We start from the raw sequence: 16,992 nt of genomic DNA, 5'->3' as shown, positions 1-16,992 counted from the left end.
GGCTCTCAGCCCAGCCGGGCGGCGAGCGCGCGGCCCAGGTCCCGGCCGGAACGCCAGGCGGTCTGCACGCGCGGGCGGCCGAACGCGTCACCGGCCAGGCCGATGCCGTCGTCGTCCAGGTGGAACGTGGCGCTCCCGGCGTGCGCGGCCGGGGACGCGTACGTCCAGCGGTGCACGTGGGCCGACACCGCCGGCTCGGGCAGTCCGAGCAGGTCGCGGACCGCCTGCTCGATCGCCGGGCGGGCGGCTGTGGGCTGGAGCAGGTGCCCGGCGGCGAACTCGGCTGTGGTGTGCGCGACGAGCACCGGCGCGCCGTCACCACGGCGGTCGCCGTCGTCGCAGACCAGGCTGAGTACGGGGTGGCCGTTGACGAACGCCCCGCGGAAGTCCGTCCAGCGGCGGGCCGGGAAGTGCAGCACCCCGCTCAGCGCCGGCGACCAGCGTTGCGCGGCCACCGCCCGGGTCGCCTCGGCCAGCGCCGGGTCCAGCAGCAGCGCCGCCTGCGGGCCGGGCATGGCGAGCACGACCGCCTCGGCCTCGGCGCCGTCCACCCGGAGGCCGGGCTCGACGCTCATCACCAGCCGGTCGTGCGTCACCGGCAGGTCGCCTGCGAGCTGCTCGACGAGTGAGCGCAGCCCGCGCGGGGCGGCCCAGCGCATCGGGCCGGTGACCTGCTCGCGCCCGCCCGGCCCGTACGCGACGAGCGTGTCGGTCCACTCCCGCGCCAGCCCGGCCGCCTGCCACCGCGCGACGACGGCGGCGAAGTCCGGGTCGTCGACTGTGAAGTACGCGGCGCCCAGGTCGGCCGGGCGGCCGTCGAAGCGCTTGCTGGCCATCCGCCCGCCGGTGACCCGGGCCCGTTCGCGTACCCGCACCGGGACACCGGCCCGCGCCAACTCGGTCGCGCACGCCACCCCGGCGATGCCCGCGCCGACCACCACCACGCCCGCCCGCTCCGCCGTCACCAGCTGATCGTAGGCGGCGGGCGGCATGAACCAGCCGGGCCGGGGGTAGTGGTACACCTGTTCGAGGAGAGGTGATCAGCATGGCCGACCGCGCCAACACCAACGGCAGGAACGTGAACCCGGACGCCGCCGTCAAGGACCCGGACGACTGGGTCACCGGCGACGAGCCGCCCACCGCCGCCCAGGAGTCGTACCTGCACACCCTGGCCCAGGAGGCGGGCGAGCCGGTGCCGGAAGGGCTGACCAAGGCCGAGGCGTCCCGGCGGATCGACGAGCTCCAGGCGGAGACCGGCCGGGGCCGCTGAGGTCAGCGCGGGGGCAGGCGGTGCAGCTCGACGCGGTCGAGCCGCCCCGCCACCACCCGGGCGGTCAGGTAGGTGGCGTACGGCTGCGCCCGCCGGTCGGTGGGTGAGCCGGGGTTGAGCAGGCGCAGACCACCCGGGGCGACGGTGTCCCAGGGGATGTGCGAGTGCCCGAAGACGAGCAGGTCGCAGTCGCCGTACGCGGCGGCGCAGCGCTCCTCGCGGCGGGCCTTCGGGCCGGTCTCGTGCACCACGGCGACCCGCAGGCCGTCCAGCTCGACGCAGGCCACCTCGGGCAGCCGGGCGCGCAGCTCCGGCCCGTCGTTGTTGCCGTACACGCCGACCAGGCGGCGCGACCGCTCCTCCAGCGCGTCCAGCAGCGCCACGTCCACCCAGTCCCCCGCGTGCACCACCAGGTCCGCGGCCTCGACGGCCGCCCACAGCGCCGCCGGAAGATCCCGCGCCCGCTTGGGCACATGCGTGTCCGCCATGATCACGAGTTCCACCCCCTCATCCTCCCCCACCCCCCGTTGCCCGCGGCGATCATGAAGTTGGCGGCGCTCAGGGAGATCGACTTCGGCGTCAACCTCATGATCGACGCGAAGCGGGCGCGGGGTTGCGGTGGGAGGTGGGGGCGGGGGCGCGGGCGGCGGCGTCGGTGATGCGGCCGGCGGCGATGATCAGGCCGATGTGTGAGTACGCCTGCGGGAAGTTGCCGACCTGCTCGCCGGTGTCCTGGTCGATCTGCTCGGCGTACAGGCCGAGGTCGTTCGTGCGGGCGGCGAGCCGTTCGAACAGCCGCCGGGCCCGGTCCAGCTCCCCCGCCTCGGCCAGGCAGGCGGCCAGCCAGAACGAGCAGATCACGAACCCGGCCGGGTCGCCGTCCCAGCGGCGCAGCAGCCCGTCGCGGGACAACCGCCGCTCCAGCACGTCCATCGTGGCGCGCATCCGCGGATCGTGCGCCGGCAGGAAACCGACGAGCGGCATGACCAGCACCGAGGCGTCCAGGTCGTCGGACCCGAACGCCCCGGTGTACGCGCCGACCCGCTCGTTCCAGCCGTGGGTGAGCACGGCCGCCCGTATCTCGTCGCGCGCGGCGGCCCAGCGCGCCACGTCGGCGGGCTCGCCGATGCGGGAGCCGAACCGGACCGCCCGGTCCAGCGCGGTCCAGCACTCCACCTTCGACGACACGTAGTGCCGCTCCGGGCCGCGCCCCTCCCACATCCCCGCGTCGGGCCGGTGCCAGCCGCGCTCGGCCTGGTCGGCGAGCGTACGCAGCAGGTCGCGGACCTCGGGTGACATCGGGTCGAGGTAGTACCGCATCAGCCAGGCGGCGTCGAGCACCTCGCCCAGCACGTCGTTCTGCCGCTGCCGCCAGGCGTCGTTGCCGACGAGCACCGGCCGGCTGTGCTCGTACCCGGCCAGGTGGTCGAGGTCGTGCTCGGTCAGGTCCCGCTCCCCCTCGACGCCGTACATGATCGGCACCGGCTCGTCGCCGATCCGGCCCATCGCCCGCGCCACCCAGGTGAACTGCCGGTCCGCCTCGTCCGGGCAGGCCGCCCGCCAGAGCGCCTGGAGGGTGAGGCTGAAGTCGCGCAGCCAGACGTAGCGGTAGTCGTAGTTGCGGTCGCCGCCGAGCCGCTCCGGCACCGAGGTGGTGGCCGCCGCGACGACCGCGCCGCTGGGCGCGTACGTCATGCCCTGCACCGCGAGCGCGCTGCGCCGCACCTCGTCGCGGTACTCGCCCCGGTAGTCGTGCAGCGCCGACCAGGACCGCCATCCGGCTACCGTCCCGGCCACCACCTCGGCGGCGTCGGGCAGCGCGGGCGCGGCGCCGGCGTACGTCGGGGCGTACCCGAGGGTGAAGCGGTGGGTGCTGCCGGCGCGGGCGGTGAACCGCCCGGCGGCGGCCCCCTCGGCGACTGTCAGCGGAACGTCGGCGCGCAGCTCCAGCCGGCAGGCGCCGGCGGTGGCGGCCACCACCCCGTCGCGTTCGGTCAGGTAGGCGCCGACCCGGCCGTACTCGAACCGCGGCGCGTACTCGACGCGCATCGGCACCTCGCCGGTGAGCCCTTCGACCAGCCGGGCGAGCACCCGGGGCGAGTGCATCCCGATGTCGTGACCGCGCGCGCCGGGCTCCAGCGCCAGCGCGTCGGTGACGGCGACCGTGCCGGTCGCCGTGGTGAAGACGGTACGCAGCACCAGCGTGTCGTCCAGGTAGGACCGGCTGCTGGTGGCCGCGCCCTCGGGGCGGATGCTCCAGTGCCCGGCGCCCTCGTCGAGCAGGCGCCCGAACACCGACGGCGCGTCGAACCGGGGCGGGCACCACCAGTTGACCGAGCCGTCGCGGTCGACCAGCGCCGCGCTGCGCCCGTCGGCGAGGAAGCCGTGCTCGCTGATGTGTCGGGTCGGCACGGGTGTGGCTACCCGGCCCGGGGCACCGGCATGCCTCGCCACATCGGTCCGGCCCGGCGCGTTACCGCTGCCCGGCGCCGGGAACGCGGCGGGTTGACGAAGGAGGATGCTCATGACCAGACCCTCGACTCCGACCGCGGCCTGGCAACCCGGAATGCCGGGCAGCGACAACCTCCCGTCCGGACCGGGCGGTCGCCCGACGCCGCCGAGCGGGGACGGGCACGGCCCGCATGCCGGGGCGCCGACCGTCACGATCGGCTCGTACCCGGACTATCCGTCCGCCCAGCGCGTGGTGGACTATCTGGCCGACAACCGGTTCCCGGTGGAACGTACCTCGATCGTCGGTACGGACCTCACGCTCGTGGAGACCGTGATGGGACGGCTCACCACGGGCCGGGCGGCCCTGCTCGGGGCCGGCACCGGCGCCTGGTTCGGTTTGTTCATCGGCTTGTTGTTCGGCATCTTCACCGCCGGCAACTGGCTGGCGGTGATCCTGGTCGGGCTGGTGATCGGCGCGATCTGGGGTGCCGTGTTCGGCGCTGTCGCGCACGCCATGAGCGGTGGGCAGCGTGACTTCACGTCGGCCAGTTCACTGCGGGCCGCGCAGTACGCGGTGACTGTGGACGCGGAGATGGCCGGTCAGGCCCAGCAGCTGCTGAGCCGGATGCACCTGACACCGACCGGCGCCACCGCCCGCTGACCGGCGGTACGCGACATCGAGGGAGGGCCCCGCCGGGGTCCTCCCTCGCCGCGTCAGTGGTACGCCCGCTCCCCTGCACGCAGCGGCACGTCCACCCGGTTCTCCGGCGGTGCCAGCGGGCAGGCCCACCTGTCGTCGTAGGCGCAACTGGGGTTGTAGAGGTAGTTGGCGTCCAGGCGGACCCGGTCACCGGGGAGCACTGTCAGGCCCCGCCCGAAGGTGCCCTTGACCGTGTCGGTGAGGTACCGGCCCCCGCCGTACGAGCCGTCGCCGCAGGTGCCGTCGCGCAGCGGCAGGAACAGCCCGCCCCCGTACGCCTCGATCCACCACAGCGTGAGCGGTCCCCACGGCGTCCCGGCGACCGCGACCCGCCGGTACGCGACCACCCCGTCCGGGCCGCCGGTGTCGATGCGCAGCTCACCGGAGGCCGGTCGCAGCGGTGCCTCGACCACCGCCGACGGGTCGGGCGGGTACCAGCGCAGGCCGGTGAAGCCGGGCCGGTCGGCGGGCGGCACCGGGCTGCTCGGATGGGTGCGGAACAGCTCGTCGCGCGCGGCCCGGAACCCGGTCAGGTCGAGGTCGGACAGGTAGAGCCGGGCCACCCGCTCCCGCCAGTCGAGCAGGTCGAGATCGTCCATCCCCCGACCCTAGCCGGGGTCACCCGTTCAGGTTTCAAAGACTCACCCGCGCCTGGCCAACCGGGCGCGACAGAGGGGCTTGTTTAAATTTTAAATAGTGCTAGTCTCGCAGCCATGACGGAGAGCCTGGACGCGGAGCGGATGGCCTGCTGGCGCGCGTACATCGAGTCGAGCCAGCGGCTGTTCACCCGGCTCGAGGACGACCTGCGCGCCGACAGCGACCTCAGCTTCGCCGACTACCACGTGCTGGTGCTGCTCTCCGAGGCGCCCGGCCAGCGGCTGCGCATGGGTGAGCTGGCCGACCGGCTGGTGTTCTCACCGAGCCGGCTGACCTACCAGATCACCACGATGCGCAAGCGCGGCCTGGTCGCGAAGGAGGCGTGTCCGGCGGACCGGCGCGGCAGCGAGGCAGTGCTCACCGCGGCCGGCCTGCTCGCCCTGCGCGAGGCCGCGCCGCACCACCTGCGCTCCGTACGCGCCCACCTGATCGACGACCTCGACGACGCCGAGGTCGCCTGCCTCACCCGGGTCTTCGAGCGGCTCGGCCGGCGCCTGCGCGCCGACCGCACCGCGTCGTCCACCCCGGCCGACAAGTAAGGAGTCCCGCGATGCCCGCGATCACCGTCGACGACGTCCTCGTCCTGCCCCGCCTGCCCGAGCTCGGCGAGGCCACCGAATACCGCCAGGTCCGCCGGGTCACCACCGCCCCCAGCGGGTACGAGGGCGAAGGCTTCCCGGTCCGCCGGGCCTTCGCCGGCGTGCCGATGACCGAGCTGGACCCGTTCATCCACCTCGACCAGATGGGCGAGGTCGACTACGCGCCGGGCGAGCCGAAGGGCACCTCCTGGCACCCGCACCGCGGCTTCGAGACGGTGACCTACATGATCGACGGGATCATGGACCACCAGGACTCGACGGGTGGCGGCGGCACCATCACCGACGGCGACACCCAGTGGATGACTGCAGGCAGTGGCCTGCTTCACATCGAGGCGCCGCCGGAGCACCTGGTGATGAGCGGCGGGCTGTTCCACGGCCTCCAGCTCTGGGTCAACCTGCCCCGGGTCGCCAAGATGAGCGCGCCGCGCTACCAGGACATCCGCGGCCGGGAGTCGGCGCTGCTGACCACGCCCGACGGCGGCGGCCTGATCCGGGTCATCGCCGGCGAGGTCGCCGGGCACCGGGGTCCGGGCTCGACGCACACGCCGATCACCATCGCGCACGTCACGTTGCAGCCCGGCGCCGAGATGAGCCTGCCCTGGCGGTCCGACTTCAACGCGCTGGTGTACGTGCTGGCCGGCCGCGGCACGGTCGGCACCGACCGGCGGCCGATCCACCTCGGCCAGCTCGCCGTGCACGGTCCCGGTGAGGCCTTGCGGATCACCGCCGACCGGACGCAGGACTCCAACGCCCCGGCGCTGGAGCTCTACCTGATGGGCGGCCAGCCGATCCGCGAGCCGGTGGCGCACTACGGCCCGTTCGTGATGAACACCCGTGCCGAGCTGATCCAGGCGGTCGAGGACTTCCAGGCCGGCCGGCTCGGGGTGATCCCGACCGGGCGGGTGCCGCACAGCGACGGCCAGGGCGACCGGCCCTGACCTGCTACGGGCGCCCCGGTTCGCCGGGGCGCCCGGCCGCGGTCTCAGGAGACGGCGAAGATCCCGGCCACCCCGAGGATCACCATCAACAGGACCGCCACCAGCGCACCCCGCTCCCCCTCCACCGCCTGGTCGCGGTCGGTCACGGTGTTCGTCGTCTCGGCGGGCATGTCGGTGCCTCCTCGGTATCGCGATCCAGGGGTCCGGCGCACCCCTGACGCGCGGCACCGACGCCGACCTGCTGCTCGACGTGCGGGGCCCTGCCGGGGGTCCTACCGTGTGAGGACGTCGTCGACCTCGGGGGGTGGAACGTGACTCTGCGGGACTGGTTCCTCACCGCACAGGAACGCGCCAACCCGAGGTCAGAGTTACCCGTCTGGACCGATGGAAACCTCGCCGAGCCCCTCATTCACGGTGCCGCGTACTTCGACCGCCTGGTCAGCGAGGTGGAGTCGCTCACAGCAGGCGACCACCTGTTCTTCACCGACTGGCGTGGTGACCCGGACGAGCGGATGCGCCCGGACGGCCCCACTGTGGCGCAGTTGTTCGCCCAGGCCGCCCAGCGCGGCGTCATCGTCAAGGGCCTGATCTGGCGCTCCCACCTCGACACGCTCTCCTACAGCGAGGAGGAGAACCGCGACCTCAGCGAGGCGATTCGCGCGGCCGGCGGCGAGGTGCTGCTCGACCAGCGGGTCCGGCGCGGCGGCTCGCACCACCAGAAGCTCGTGGTGCTGCGCCGCCCCGGCGAACCGCGCCGCGACATCGCCTTCGCCGGCGGCATCGACCTGTGCCACAGCCGCCGCGACGACGCCGGCCACGCCGGCGACCCGCAGCCGATCGGCATGTCCCCCCGGTACGGCCCCACGCCGCCCTGGCACGACGTGCAGCTGGCGGTGCGCGGGCCGGTGGTCGGCGCGCTGGACACCACGTTCCGGGAGCGGTGGACCGACCCGATGCCGCTGGACTCGGAGAACCCGATGGCGTACCTGCGGGACCGGCTGCGCGGCTCCGACCTGCGCCCGGACCCGCTGCCCGAGCAGCCCGCCGACCCGCCGCCCTGCGGGCCGCACCACGTGCAGGTGCTGCGCACCTACCCGGCGGTGCGGCCCCGCTACTCCTTCGCCCCCGACGGCGAGCGCACGGTGGCCCGCGGCTACACCAAGGCGGTACGCCGGGCCCGGCGGCTGATCTACCTGGAGGACCAGTACCTCTGGTCGACCGAGGTGGCCGAACTGTTCGCGCAGGCGCTGCACGAGCATCCGGACCTGCACCTGGTGGCGGTCGTGCCCCGGCACCCGGACGTGGACGGCCGGCTCGCGCTGCCGCCCAACATGGTCGGCCGGGAGCAGGCGCTGTCGCTGTGCCACCGGGCCGCGCCGGAACGAGTGCACGTGTTCGACGTGGAGAACCACGACGGGACGCCGGTGTACGTGCACGCCAAGGTCTGCGTGGTGGACGACGTCTGGGCCAGCGTGGGCAGCGACAACTTCAACCGCCGGTCCTGGACGCACGACAGCGAGCTGTCCTGCGCGGTGCTCGACGACACCCGCGACGAGCGGGCGCCGGCCGACCCGGCCGGACTGGGCGACGGCGCCCGGGTGTTCGCCCGCGACCTGCGGCTGAGGCTGTGGCGCGAGCACCTGGACCGTGATCCCGGCGGCGCGCAGGACGACGACCTGCTGGACCCGGCGGATGCGGTCGCGGCGATCACCGCGGCGGCGGAGGAACTGGATCGCTGGCACGCCGGGGGCCGGGCCGGTCCCCGTCCGCCGGGCCGGTCGCGGCCCCACCGTCCGGAGCGGTTGCCCTGGCGTACGCGGCTCTGGGCGCTGCCCGCGTACCGGCTGGTCTACGACCCGGACGGCAGGCCGCTGCGGGCCCGGCGGGCGGGCACCTGGTGAAGGTCCGCCACCTCGTCCGGCACGTTCGGGCGGGCCGGGTACGCGAACGACACGCGCGGCGAGTAGAAGCCCCAGCAGACGTGCAGCGGGTTGGCCGGCCGCAGCGCGTGGACCGGGTGCTCCGGCGCCGGGAACTCCACCGACTCGACCTCGAACGGTGACACCGGCTCGGCCACGTACGGGTAGTCGGTGACGATCAGCTCGCCGTCGCGGCGGGTGAGGTAGCGGTGGTGGCCGTTGTGCGCCTCGGTGCCCGTGTGCCCGATCCGGGCGGTGACCCGGATCAGCAGCGTGCCGTCGGCGGCCCGGGTCTCGGCGGTGAGCTGATCGCCGCGCAGGTCGAGGCGGGTCTCCCCGGCGGCGGCGGGAGCGCCCCGCGCGGCCGCGTACCGCCGGACCCGCTCGCTGGAGGCGAGGTAGTGCGTCCACAAGCCGCCGGGCGTCTCGCCGTCGGGCGGGTCCATGTCCGCCAGTGAGACACCCACGTAGGTGAGCGAGTACGCCCCGAAGCCGGAGGTCTGCGTCTCGTCGTCGACGACGTACTGGCAGACGAACACCTGACGCTGCGGGTGCGGGCGCAGACCGGCGGGCACCAGCGTCTCGACCGCGCCGGGATCCGCCGGGAGCCAGCTGAACAGCAGCGTCCGGGCGTTGATGACGAGTTGCGGCGCGGCGGGATCCAGCACGGTGCCTCCGTTGACGTGTCGCTACGGACGCTACGGGCGGTCCCGTCGGCGGGACAACGACAGAAAGGCGACACTTCGCCCACCTGTCGGATTCCACGTTGACCGGTCGGGGTACGACCGGGGCCGACCGGTCAGCGCCACCCCACCACCCTGCCGAGCGCGATATCGACCGGCTCACGCCTTTCGTGGCTGCTTACACCTTAAGTACATCGTACTTTCGGCTAGATTTCCGCAGCACGATCGGGCTATGGTGGCTTCCGAACGTACGACCGAAACCTAAACCTAAGCGTCACGTCTTTTTTCTTCCGTGGACGAGGTGCAGGGAGGACCACCCATGACCGCTCCCACGATCAGCGCCCGGGCGACCACGCCGGCCGCCTCCGCGAAGCTCGACCCCCGCTCGCTCACCGACAGCGCCGCCGACCTGCTCGCCGCGATGGCCGCGCTGCCCGCCGACCACCCGTCCCGGCCGGCGCTGCGCGACCGCGCCATCGAGGCGTGGCTGCCGCTGGCGAACCACCTGGCCCACCGCTACAGCGGCCGGGGCGAGCCCAACGACGACCTGGCGCAGACCGCGGCGATCGGCCTGATCAAGGCGATCGACAAGTTCGACCCGTCGCGCGGCGTCGACTTCGCCGGCTACGCCATCCCCACCATCATCGGCGAGCTGAAGCGCCACTTCCGCGACCGCACCTGGGACATCCGGGTGCCGCGCCGGCTCCAGGAGCTGCGCCTGGCGATCTCCGACGCCAACAGCACGCTGCTCCAGACGCTCGGCCGCTCGCCGACGGTCGCCGACATCGCCGCCCACCTCAAGCTCACCGAGGAAGAGGTGCTGGAGGGCCTGGAGGGCGCCCGCGCGTACAACGCGGTGTCGCTGTCCACCCCGACCGGCGACGGCGAGCGGGCCACCGAGCTGGGCGATCTGCTCGGCGGCGAGGACGGCGAGTTCGAGCTGGCCGAGATGCGTGTCGCCCTCGGCCCGGCGCTCGCCACGCTCGACCAGCGCGAGCAGAAGATCCTCACGCTGCGCTTCTACGGCAACCTGACCCAGTCGCAGATCGCCGAGCAGATCGGCGTCTCGCAGATGCACGTGTCCCGGCTGCTGGCCCGGGCGCTCACCAAGCTGCGCGGTCAGCTCGACGGAACGTACTAGCAAGGGGGGCGGCGGCCGGGTCGGCGGACCCGGCGCGGCGGCCCACCCGGCCCGGTCGGCGGTGCGCCGGCCGGGCCGTTCCGCGTTCCGGGGGCAGCGCGGACCGACCGGCGGAGCGGTGCGAGAGTGGGTCGGTGCTCGCCGACATCCCGCTCGACCTACCGGTCCGCCCGGTCCTGCCGGCGCTCGTCGGCGCGCTGCGCGAGCGCGGCGCCGCCGTCCTGGTGGCGCCGCCCGGCACCGGCAAGACCACCACCGCGCCGCTCGCGGTCGCCGACGCGGTCACCGGCCGCGTGGTGATCGCCCAGCCCCGGCGGGTGGCCGCCCGCGCCGCCGCGCACCGGATGGCCGCCCTGCTCGGCGAGCGGGTCGGCGACCGGATCGGGTACGCGGTGCGCGGCGAGCGCCGGACCGGGCCGCGTACCCGGGTCGAGGTGGTGACCACCGGCCTGCTGGTCCGCCGCCTGCACCACGACCCCGAGCTGCCGGGCGTGGACGCGGTGATGCTCGACGAGTGCCACGAACGGCACCTCGACGCCGACCTGGCGCTGGCGTTCAGCGTCGAGGCCCGCGCCACACTACGCCCGGACCTCTGGCTGCTGGCGATGTCGGCCACCCCGCAGACGGACCGGTTCGCCGCGCTGCTCGGCGCCGGCGACCCCGCTCCCGTGGTACGCGCCGAGGCCGCGCTGCACCCGGTCGAGCGGGTGTGGGCGCCGCCGCCGCGCCCGGTGACGCCGCCCGGTGCCGGCCGGGTCGACCCGGCGCTGCTCGACCACGTGGCAGCCACGGTCCGCCGGGCGCTGCGCGAACGCGACGGTGACGTGCTCGTCTTCCTGCCCGGCGCCGGTGAGATCGGCGCCGTCGCGCGCCGCCTGGCCGACCTCCGCGACATCGCGGTGCTGCCGTTGCACGGACGGCTGCCCGGGGCCGCCCAGGACGCGGCGCTCACCCCTGCTGCCGGACGGCGCGTGGTGCTCGCGACGGCGGTGGCGGAGAGCAGCCTCACCGTCCCCGGCGTCCGGGTGGTGGTGGACGCCGGACTGAGCCGGGTGCCCCGCACCGACCTGGCCCGAGGGCTGGGCGCGCTGGTGACCGTGCCGGTGTCGCGGGCCGGGGCCACCCAGCGCGCCGGCCGGGCCGGACGGGAGGCGCCCGGGGCGGTCTACCGCTGCTGGTCGGAGGCGGCGCACGAGCGGCTCGCCCCGCAGCCCGAACCGGAGATCGCCACCGCCGACCTGACCGGGTTCGCGCTGGAGCTGGCGGCCTGGGGCACACCGGACGGCACCGGGCTGGCGCTGCCCGACCCACCGCCGCCGGCCGCGCTCACTGTGGCGCGGGAGACGCTGACCACGCTCGGCGCGGTGGACCACGACGGCCGGATCACCGCGCGGGGACGGGCGGTCGCGGCGGCGGGCACGCATCCCCGGCTGGCGCGGGCGCTGCTGGACGGCGCGCCCCGGGTGGGTGCCGACCGGGCCGCCCAGGTGGTGGCGATCCTCGGCGAGGACACGCTGGGCGGGACGGGAGACGACCTGCCCGCCCGCTGGCGCCGGCTGCGCGACGGCGCCGACCCGGCCGCCACCGCGCGCTGGCGCACCGAGGTACGCCGCCTGCGCGCCGCCCTGCCCGCCGACCGGCATTCCGCCGGCACGCGCGCCGACTCGACGCCGCACCGCAGCGTGAGCGGCGGACGGTCGGCGGGGAACGAGCGGGAGCGCCTGCCGGACGATCTGGCCGCGGGGCTGCTCGCCGGACTGGCGTACCCGGAACGGCTGGCCCGCTCACGGCGGCCGGGCGGGTCCGCGTACCTGATGGCCGGCGGGACCGCCGCGGAGCTGGCGCCCGGGTCGGGGCTGACCGGAGCGGCGTGGCTGGCCGTCGCGGTGGCCGACCGCTCCCCCGGCGCGCCTGCCGCCCGGGTGCGGCTGGCCGCACCGATCGACGAGGCGACCGCCCGGGAGGCCGGGGCGGCGCTGCTGGACACCGGACGGGAGGTGGCCTGGTCCGGCGGGGACGTGGTGGCCCGCGAGGTGGTCCGGCTCGGCGCCGTCGAACTGGTCGACCGGCCGCTCACCGCGCCGGACCCGGAGCTGGTCGCGGCGGCGCTGCTGGACGGGCTGCGACAGGAGGGGCCGGGCCTGCTGCGGTGGACGCCCGAGGCGACCGGGCTGCGCCTCCGGCTGGCGTTCTGCCGCCAGGCGCTCGGCGACGGCTGGCCGGACGTCTCCGACGCCGCGCTGACCGCCGGCGCGCCCGTCTGGCTGGGCCCGGAGCTGGCCCGCGCCCGGCGCCGGGCCGACCTCGGCCGGGTGGACGTGGCGGCGGCGCTGCGGCGGCTGCTGGATTGGCGGCAGGCCGCGCGGCTGGACGAGCTGGCTCCGGAGCGCCTGGAGGTGCCGAGCGGCTCGCGGATCCGGATCGACTACGCGGACCCGGCCGCGCCGGTGCTGGCGGTCAAGCTCCAGGAGACGTTCGGCTGGCGGGACGTGCCGCGCATCGCCGACGGGCGGGTGCCGGTGCTGCTGCACCTGCTCTCCCCCGCCGGGCGGCCGGTGGCGGTCACCGCGGACCTGGCCTCGTTCTGGCGCACCGGATACCCGCAGGTACGTGCGGAGCTGCGCGGACGCTACCCGCGCCATCCGTGGCCGGAGGACCCGACCACAGCCGAGCCGACCCGCCGTGCCGCTCCGCGACGGCGGTGAGGGCTACTCCTCGACGACGTCGGCGATCACGACGGTGATGTTGTCCGGGCCGCCGGCCCGCAGCGCCAGGTCGATCAGCCGGGCCGCGCAGGCGTCGCGTTCCGGCTGCTCGCTGAGCACCTCGGTGAGCGTGTCCGCGCGGACCACGTTGGAGAGGCCGTCGCTGCACAGCAGCCAGCGGTCACCGGCCCGGGGCACCATCGTGGCGTACGACGGGGAGACCTCGTCACCCTGCAACGCCTGGGTCACCACCGCGCGGCGGGGGTGGCTGCTGGCCTGCTCGGCGGTGATGACGCCCTGGTCGACGAGCATCTGCACGAACGTGTCGTCCCGGGTGACCTGCTTGAGCACGCCCTCGCGGTACAGGTAGGCCCGGGAGTCCCCGACGTGCGCCAGCGCGAGGCAGCTGCCGGTGCGGGCGAACAGCAGCGCGGTGAGCGTGGTCCCCATGCCCTGGCGTTCCGGGTCCTCCTCGACGGCCTGGCGGATCTGCGCGGTGGCCAGCTCGATCCCGCCCTGGAGCGCGGCGACGAGCGCGTCCTCCGGCGTCTCCACGTCCAGCGGGGCGATCGCGTCGATGGCGATGCGGCTGGCCAGGTCGCCGGCCGCCATGCCGCCCATGCCGTCGGCGACCGCGACCAGCCAGGCACCCGCGTGCTGCGCGTCCTGGTTACCGCTGCGGATCAGCCCACGGTCGCTCGCTCCGACGGAACGAAGCTTCAGGGTCATGGGTCGCAGCCTGCCAGGTCGAGGGCTCGGATGTCTCTAGGAGATCACTGACATCGTACGTGGCGCGCCGAATCGCACCGCGCCCGGGAGCGCGCCTCATCGGGCCGGATCGATTGACAGCGGCGGAACGCGATGGAAACATCGGGCTGATATTGGGAGCGCTCCCAGCTCCTGGCCTCCCCCACCACCCCCGAGCACGGAAGGAACCTCCGTGACCCGATTCCGTCGTCGGCTCGCCGCACTCGCGGCCACCACGCTGGCGCTCACCGGCCTCACCGCCGGCCCGGCGAGCGCCGAGGTGCCGCCGGACGCCCCCGAACAACTCCGCAACGGCGACTTCAGCGCCGGTGTCTCACCCTGGTTCTCGTACGGCACCGGCGACCTCGCGGTCGTCGACGGCCGTCTCTGCACCTCCGTCGCGGCGGGCACCGCCAACCCGTGGGACGCCGGCATCGGCCAGGACGCGGTGCCGCTGACCCAGGGCGCCGAGTACGAGCTGTCCTTCGACGTCTCCGCGACCCCCGGCGCGGCCGTCAAGGCGGTGCTCCAGCTCGGCAGCGCCCCCTACACCACGTACGCGAGCGTCGACGCGACCGCAACCGGCACCGCGAAGCGCGTCACCACCACGTTCACCTCGCCGGCCGACAACCCCACCGCCCAGCTGATCTTCCAGGTCGGCGGCAGCGCCCAGGCGCAGACGTTCTGCCTGGACAACGTGTCGCTGCGCGGCGGGGAGCCGGCGCCGCCGTACGAGCCGGACACCGGCCCCCGGGTCCGGGTCAACCAGGTCGGCTACCTGCCCGGCGGGCCGAAGCACGCGACTGTGGTCACCGAGGCCACCGAGGCGCTGCCCTGGCAGCTCAAGTCCGCCGGCGGCGCGGTGGTCGCCAGCGGGCAGACCACGCCGCGCGGCACCGACGCGGCCTCCGCGCAGAACGTGCAGACGGCCGACTTCTCCGCGTACCGCACGCCGGGCACCGGCTACACGTTGACCGTCGACGGCGAGACCAGCCACCCGTTCGACATCTCCGGCGCGCTCTACGACCGGCTGCGCGCCGACTCGCTCCAGTTCTTCTACGCCCAGCGCAGCGGCATCGAGATCGACGGCGACCTGATCGGCGAGGAGTACGCCCGCCCGGCCGGCCACCTCGGCGTCGCGCCCAACCAGGGCGACACCGACGTGCCGTGCCAGGCCGGCGTCTGCGACTACTCGCTGGACGTGCGCGGCGGCTGGTACGACGCGGGTGACCACGGCAAGTACGTCGTCAACGGCGGCATCGCCGCCTACCAGCTCCTGAGCACGTTCGAGCGGACCAAGACGGCCGAGACCGCCGGCGGCGGCGCCGCCCTGGGCGACTCCACGCTGCGGCTGCCCGAGCGCGGCAACGACGTGCCGGACGTGCTCGACGAGGCCCGCTGGGAGCTGGAGTTCCTGCTGCGCATGCAGGTGCCGGCGGGCGAGCCGCTGGCCGGGATGGTCCACCACAAGATCCACGACCGGAACTGGACCGGCCTGCCGCTGCAGCCCCAGGACGACCCGCAGCCGCGCGAGCTGCACGCGCCGTCCACAGCCGCCACGCTGAACCTGGCCGCCGTCGCGGCGCAGTGCCAGCGGCTGTACGCCCCGTACGACGCCGCGTTCGCCGCGCGCTGCGGCACCGCCGCGAAGACCGCGTACGCGGCGGCCAAGGCGCACCCGGCGATCTACGCCTCGGCCAGCGACGGCACCGGCGGCGGCGCGTACGACGACACCAACGTCACCGACGAGTTCTACTGGGCCGCCGTCGAGCTGTGGCTGACCACCGGCGACAAGGCGTACCTGGCCGACGTCACCGGCTCGCCGCTGCACACCGCCGACGTGTTCGCCCCGAACGGCGCGTTCGGCTGGCAGAGCGTCGCCGCGCTGGGCCGCCTCGACCTGGCGACCGTGCCGAACACGCTGCCCGCCGCGGAGAAGACCCGCATCCGCGAGTCGATCACCGCCGCCGCCGACAGCTACCTGGCCACGATCGCCGGCCAGGCGTACGGGCTGCCGTTCCCGGGCAGCGCCGACGCGTACGTCTGGGGCAGCAACAGCAACCTGGTGAACAACGCCATCGTGCTCGCCACCGCGTTCGACCTGAGCCGGGACGCGAAGTACCGGGACGGCGCGGTGCAGGCCGCGGACTACCTGTTCGGCCGCAACGCGCTGAACATGTCGTACGTGACCGGGTGGGGTGAGCAGCACGCCCGCAACCAGCACAGCCGGATCTTCGGCCACCAGCTGAACCCGGACCTGCCGCGCCCGCCGGCCGGTTCGCTCGCCGGTGGTCCGAACGCCGCGCTCCAGGACCCGTTCGCGGCGAACCTGCTCGCCGGGTGCGCGCCGATGTTCTGCTACGTCGACGACATCAACTCGTACGCGACGAACGAGGTGGCGATCAACTGGAACTCGGCGCTGGCGTGGCTCGCGTCGTTCCTGGCCGACCAGGGTGACGCGGGCGCGGTGCCGGCGCCGTCCTGCGCGGTCACCTACACCACGCACGGGAGCTGGCCGTCCGGCTTCACCACCCAGGTGACGGTGCGCAACACCGGCACGACGGCGGTGAACGGGTGGAGCCTGCGCTGGGCCTTCCTCGGCGACCAGAAGGTGGGCCACGCGTGGTCGGCGCAGCTCGGCCAGAGCGGCGCCACTGTCACCGCGAAGAACCTGTCCTGGAACGCGAAGCTGGCACCGGGCGCGTCCACCACGTTCGGCTTCAACGGGACCGCCTCCCGGTCTCCCAACCCGGATCCGGGGCTTGTCACGCTGAACGGAAAGGCCTGCACGGTCTCCTGACCGGGATTCGAGCTCCACTCAGGCGCCATCGCAGGACCGGGTACGGTCCTGCGATGGCGTACCTGTTCCTGCTCGGCGCGATCACCGCCGAGGTGATCGGCACCAGCCTGCTCAAGGCCACCGACGGCTTCACCCGGCTCTGGCCCACTGTCGGCCTCGCCGTGGCGTACCTGTCCGCGTTCGGCCTGCTCTCGCTCGCAGTGAAGGACATCCCGGTCGGCGTCGCGTACGCGGTCTGGTCCGGCCTCGGCACCGCCGCCATCATGGCGATCGGCGCGGCGTTCCTCGGTGAGCCGCTGAGCGTGACGAAGGTGGTCGGGGCGGGACTCGTCATCGCCGGGGTGGTGGTGCTCAACCTCGGCGGCGCGCACTGAGCGCGGCC

Annotated in this window: 16 protein-coding genes; 9 read left to right on the top strand and 7 right to left on the bottom strand. The window is 74.5% G+C overall.

Annotated elements, in window-relative coordinates:
• Positions 1 to 5 precede the first annotated feature (5 nt).
• A complete protein-coding gene (locus FB455_RS07005; protein WP_186466383.1) occupies positions 6 to 992 on the bottom strand; it encodes an FAD-dependent oxidoreductase in 987 nt (328 codons plus the stop codon).
• Between the two features lie 53 nt (positions 993 to 1,045).
• Between FB455_RS07005 and FB455_RS07000 the strand changes: the two genes are divergently transcribed.
• Positions 1,046 to 1,270 (top strand): DUF3072 domain-containing protein, encoded by a 225-nt coding sequence (locus FB455_RS07000; protein WP_013474820.1) that lies wholly within the window; start codon positions 1,046 to 1,048, stop codon positions 1,268 to 1,270.
• A 2-nt stretch (positions 1,271 to 1,272) separates the two neighbouring features.
• Here the strand turns inward: FB455_RS07000 and FB455_RS06995 are convergent, their stop codons facing one another.
• Together FB455_RS06995 and FB455_RS06990 are read right to left on the bottom strand one after the other, a co-directional pair.
• Entirely contained in the window at positions 1,273 to 1,773 is a 501-nt protein-coding gene (locus FB455_RS06995; protein ID WP_145752660.1) for a metallophosphoesterase family protein, read from the bottom strand.
• Between the two features lie 82 nt (positions 1,774 to 1,855).
• Positions 1,856 to 3,682: a glycoside hydrolase family 15 protein gene (locus FB455_RS06990; protein WP_030270343.1), complete on the bottom strand. Its 1,827-nt coding sequence runs from the start codon at positions 3,680 to 3,682 to the stop codon at positions 1,856 to 1,858.
• A 112-nt stretch (positions 3,683 to 3,794) separates the two neighbouring features.
• Between FB455_RS06990 and FB455_RS06985 the strand changes: the two genes are divergently transcribed.
• Positions 3,795 to 4,382: a general stress protein gene (locus FB455_RS06985; protein ID WP_013285375.1), complete on the top strand. Its 588-nt coding sequence runs from the start codon at positions 3,795 to 3,797 to the stop codon at positions 4,380 to 4,382.
• A gap of 53 nt (positions 4,383 to 4,435) precedes the next feature.
• Here the strand turns inward: FB455_RS06985 and FB455_RS06980 are convergent, their stop codons facing one another.
• A complete protein-coding gene (locus FB455_RS06980; RefSeq protein WP_013285374.1) occupies positions 4,436 to 5,020 on the bottom strand; it encodes a DUF1684 domain-containing protein in 585 nt (194 codons plus the stop codon).
• Positions 5,021 to 5,134: 114 nt separating this feature from the next.
• Here FB455_RS06980 and FB455_RS06975 point away from each other — a divergent pair, with 114 nt between their 5' ends.
• Positions 5,135 to 5,617 (top strand): MarR family winged helix-turn-helix transcriptional regulator, encoded by a 483-nt coding sequence (locus FB455_RS06975; protein ID WP_013285373.1) that lies wholly within the window; start codon positions 5,135 to 5,137, stop codon positions 5,615 to 5,617.
• Positions 5,618 to 5,628: 11 nt separating this feature from the next.
• The gene (locus FB455_RS06970) at positions 5,629 to 6,615 is read left to right on the top strand and encodes a pirin family protein (RefSeq protein WP_030270346.1); all 987 of its coding nucleotides are present in this window, start codon (positions 5,629 to 5,631) and stop codon (positions 6,613 to 6,615) included.
• A 44-nt stretch (positions 6,616 to 6,659) separates the two neighbouring features.
• Here the strand turns inward: FB455_RS06970 and FB455_RS34705 are convergent, their stop codons facing one another.
• Positions 6,660 to 6,785, bottom strand: a complete 126-nt coding sequence (locus tag FB455_RS34705; protein WP_013285371.1) for a hypothetical protein — start codon at positions 6,783 to 6,785, stop codon at positions 6,660 to 6,662.
• 141 nt (positions 6,786 to 6,926) lie between these two features.
• Between FB455_RS34705 and FB455_RS06965 the strand changes: the two genes are divergently transcribed.
• A complete protein-coding gene (locus FB455_RS06965; RefSeq protein WP_030270348.1) occupies positions 6,927 to 8,516 on the top strand; it encodes a phospholipase D family protein in 1,590 nt (529 codons plus the stop codon).
• Here the strand turns inward: FB455_RS06965 and FB455_RS06960 are convergent.
• Entirely contained in the window at positions 8,465 to 9,202 is a 738-nt protein-coding gene (locus tag FB455_RS06960; protein ID WP_030270350.1) for a hypothetical protein, read from the bottom strand. The genes FB455_RS06965 and FB455_RS06960 overlap by 52 nt on opposite strands.
• 334 nt (positions 9,203 to 9,536) lie before the next feature.
• Between FB455_RS06960 and FB455_RS06955 the strand changes: the two genes are divergently transcribed.
• Together FB455_RS06955 and hrpB are read left to right on the top strand one after the other, a co-directional pair.
• Entirely contained in the window at positions 9,537 to 10,358 is an 822-nt protein-coding gene (locus tag FB455_RS06955) for a SigB/SigF/SigG family RNA polymerase sigma factor (protein WP_013285368.1), read from the top strand.
• A 134-nt stretch (positions 10,359 to 10,492) separates the two neighbouring features.
• A complete protein-coding gene (hrpB, locus tag FB455_RS06950) occupies positions 10,493 to 13,063 on the top strand; it encodes an ATP-dependent helicase HrpB (protein ID WP_030270352.1) in 2,571 nt (856 codons plus the stop codon).
• Between the two features lie 3 nt (positions 13,064 to 13,066).
• Here hrpB and FB455_RS06945 read toward each other — a convergent pair whose 3' ends face one another.
• Positions 13,067 to 13,792: a PP2C family protein-serine/threonine phosphatase gene (locus FB455_RS06945; RefSeq protein WP_013285366.1), complete on the bottom strand. Its 726-nt coding sequence runs from the start codon at positions 13,790 to 13,792 to the stop codon at positions 13,067 to 13,069.
• A gap of 211 nt (positions 13,793 to 14,003) precedes the next feature.
• Between FB455_RS06945 and FB455_RS06940 the strand changes: the two genes are divergently transcribed.
• On the top strand, positions 14,004 to 16,610 hold the full coding sequence (locus FB455_RS06940) for a glycoside hydrolase family 9 protein (protein ID WP_030270354.1): 2,607 nt from the start codon (positions 14,004 to 14,006) through the stop codon (positions 16,608 to 16,610).
• Positions 16,611 to 16,663: 53 nt separating this feature from the next.
• Positions 16,664 to 16,984 carry a DMT family transporter gene (locus FB455_RS06935; protein ID WP_013285364.1) on the top strand — a complete coding sequence of 107 codons (321 nt, stop codon included), beginning with the start codon at positions 16,664 to 16,666 and terminating at the stop codon, positions 16,982 to 16,984.
• Positions 16,985 to 16,992: the final 8 nt, after the last annotated feature.

The sequence above is a fragment of the Micromonospora sp. CNZ296 genome (assembly GCF_007827635.1).
The sequence above is the reverse complement of the archived record's forward strand: the minus strand, read 5'-3'. Positions and strand labels throughout refer to the sequence as shown.

Bases quoted from the DNA above. Each gene is read 5' to 3' on its own strand.
- FB455_RS07005 (WP_186466383.1), bottom strand. From the start codon at position 992: ATGCCGCCCGCCGCCTACGATCAGCTGGTGACGGCGGAGCGGGCGGGC.
- FB455_RS07000 (WP_013474820.1), top strand. From the start codon at position 1,046: ATGGCCGACCGCGCCAACACCAACGGCAGGAACGTGAACCCGGACGCC.
- FB455_RS06985 (WP_013285375.1), top strand. From the start codon at position 3,795: ATGACCAGACCCTCGACTCCGACCGCGGCCTGGCAACCCGGAATGCCG.
- FB455_RS06980 (WP_013285374.1), bottom strand. From the start codon at position 5,020: ATGGACGATCTCGACCTGCTCGACTGGCGGGAGCGGGTGGCCCGGCTC.
- FB455_RS06975 (WP_013285373.1), top strand. From the start codon at position 5,135: ATGACGGAGAGCCTGGACGCGGAGCGGATGGCCTGCTGGCGCGCGTAC.
- FB455_RS06970 (WP_030270346.1), top strand. From the start codon at position 5,629: ATGCCCGCGATCACCGTCGACGACGTCCTCGTCCTGCCCCGCCTGCCC.
- FB455_RS34705 (WP_013285371.1), bottom strand. From the start codon at position 6,785: ATGCCCGCCGAGACGACGAACACCGTGACCGACCGCGACCAGGCGGTG.
- FB455_RS06955 (WP_013285368.1), top strand. From the start codon at position 9,537: ATGACCGCTCCCACGATCAGCGCCCGGGCGACCACGCCGGCCGCCTCC.
- FB455_RS06945 (WP_013285366.1), bottom strand. From the start codon at position 13,792: ATGACCCTGAAGCTTCGTTCCGTCGGAGCGAGCGACCGTGGGCTGATC.
- FB455_RS06935 (WP_013285364.1), top strand. From the start codon at position 16,664: ATGGCGTACCTGTTCCTGCTCGGCGCGATCACCGCCGAGGTGATCGGC.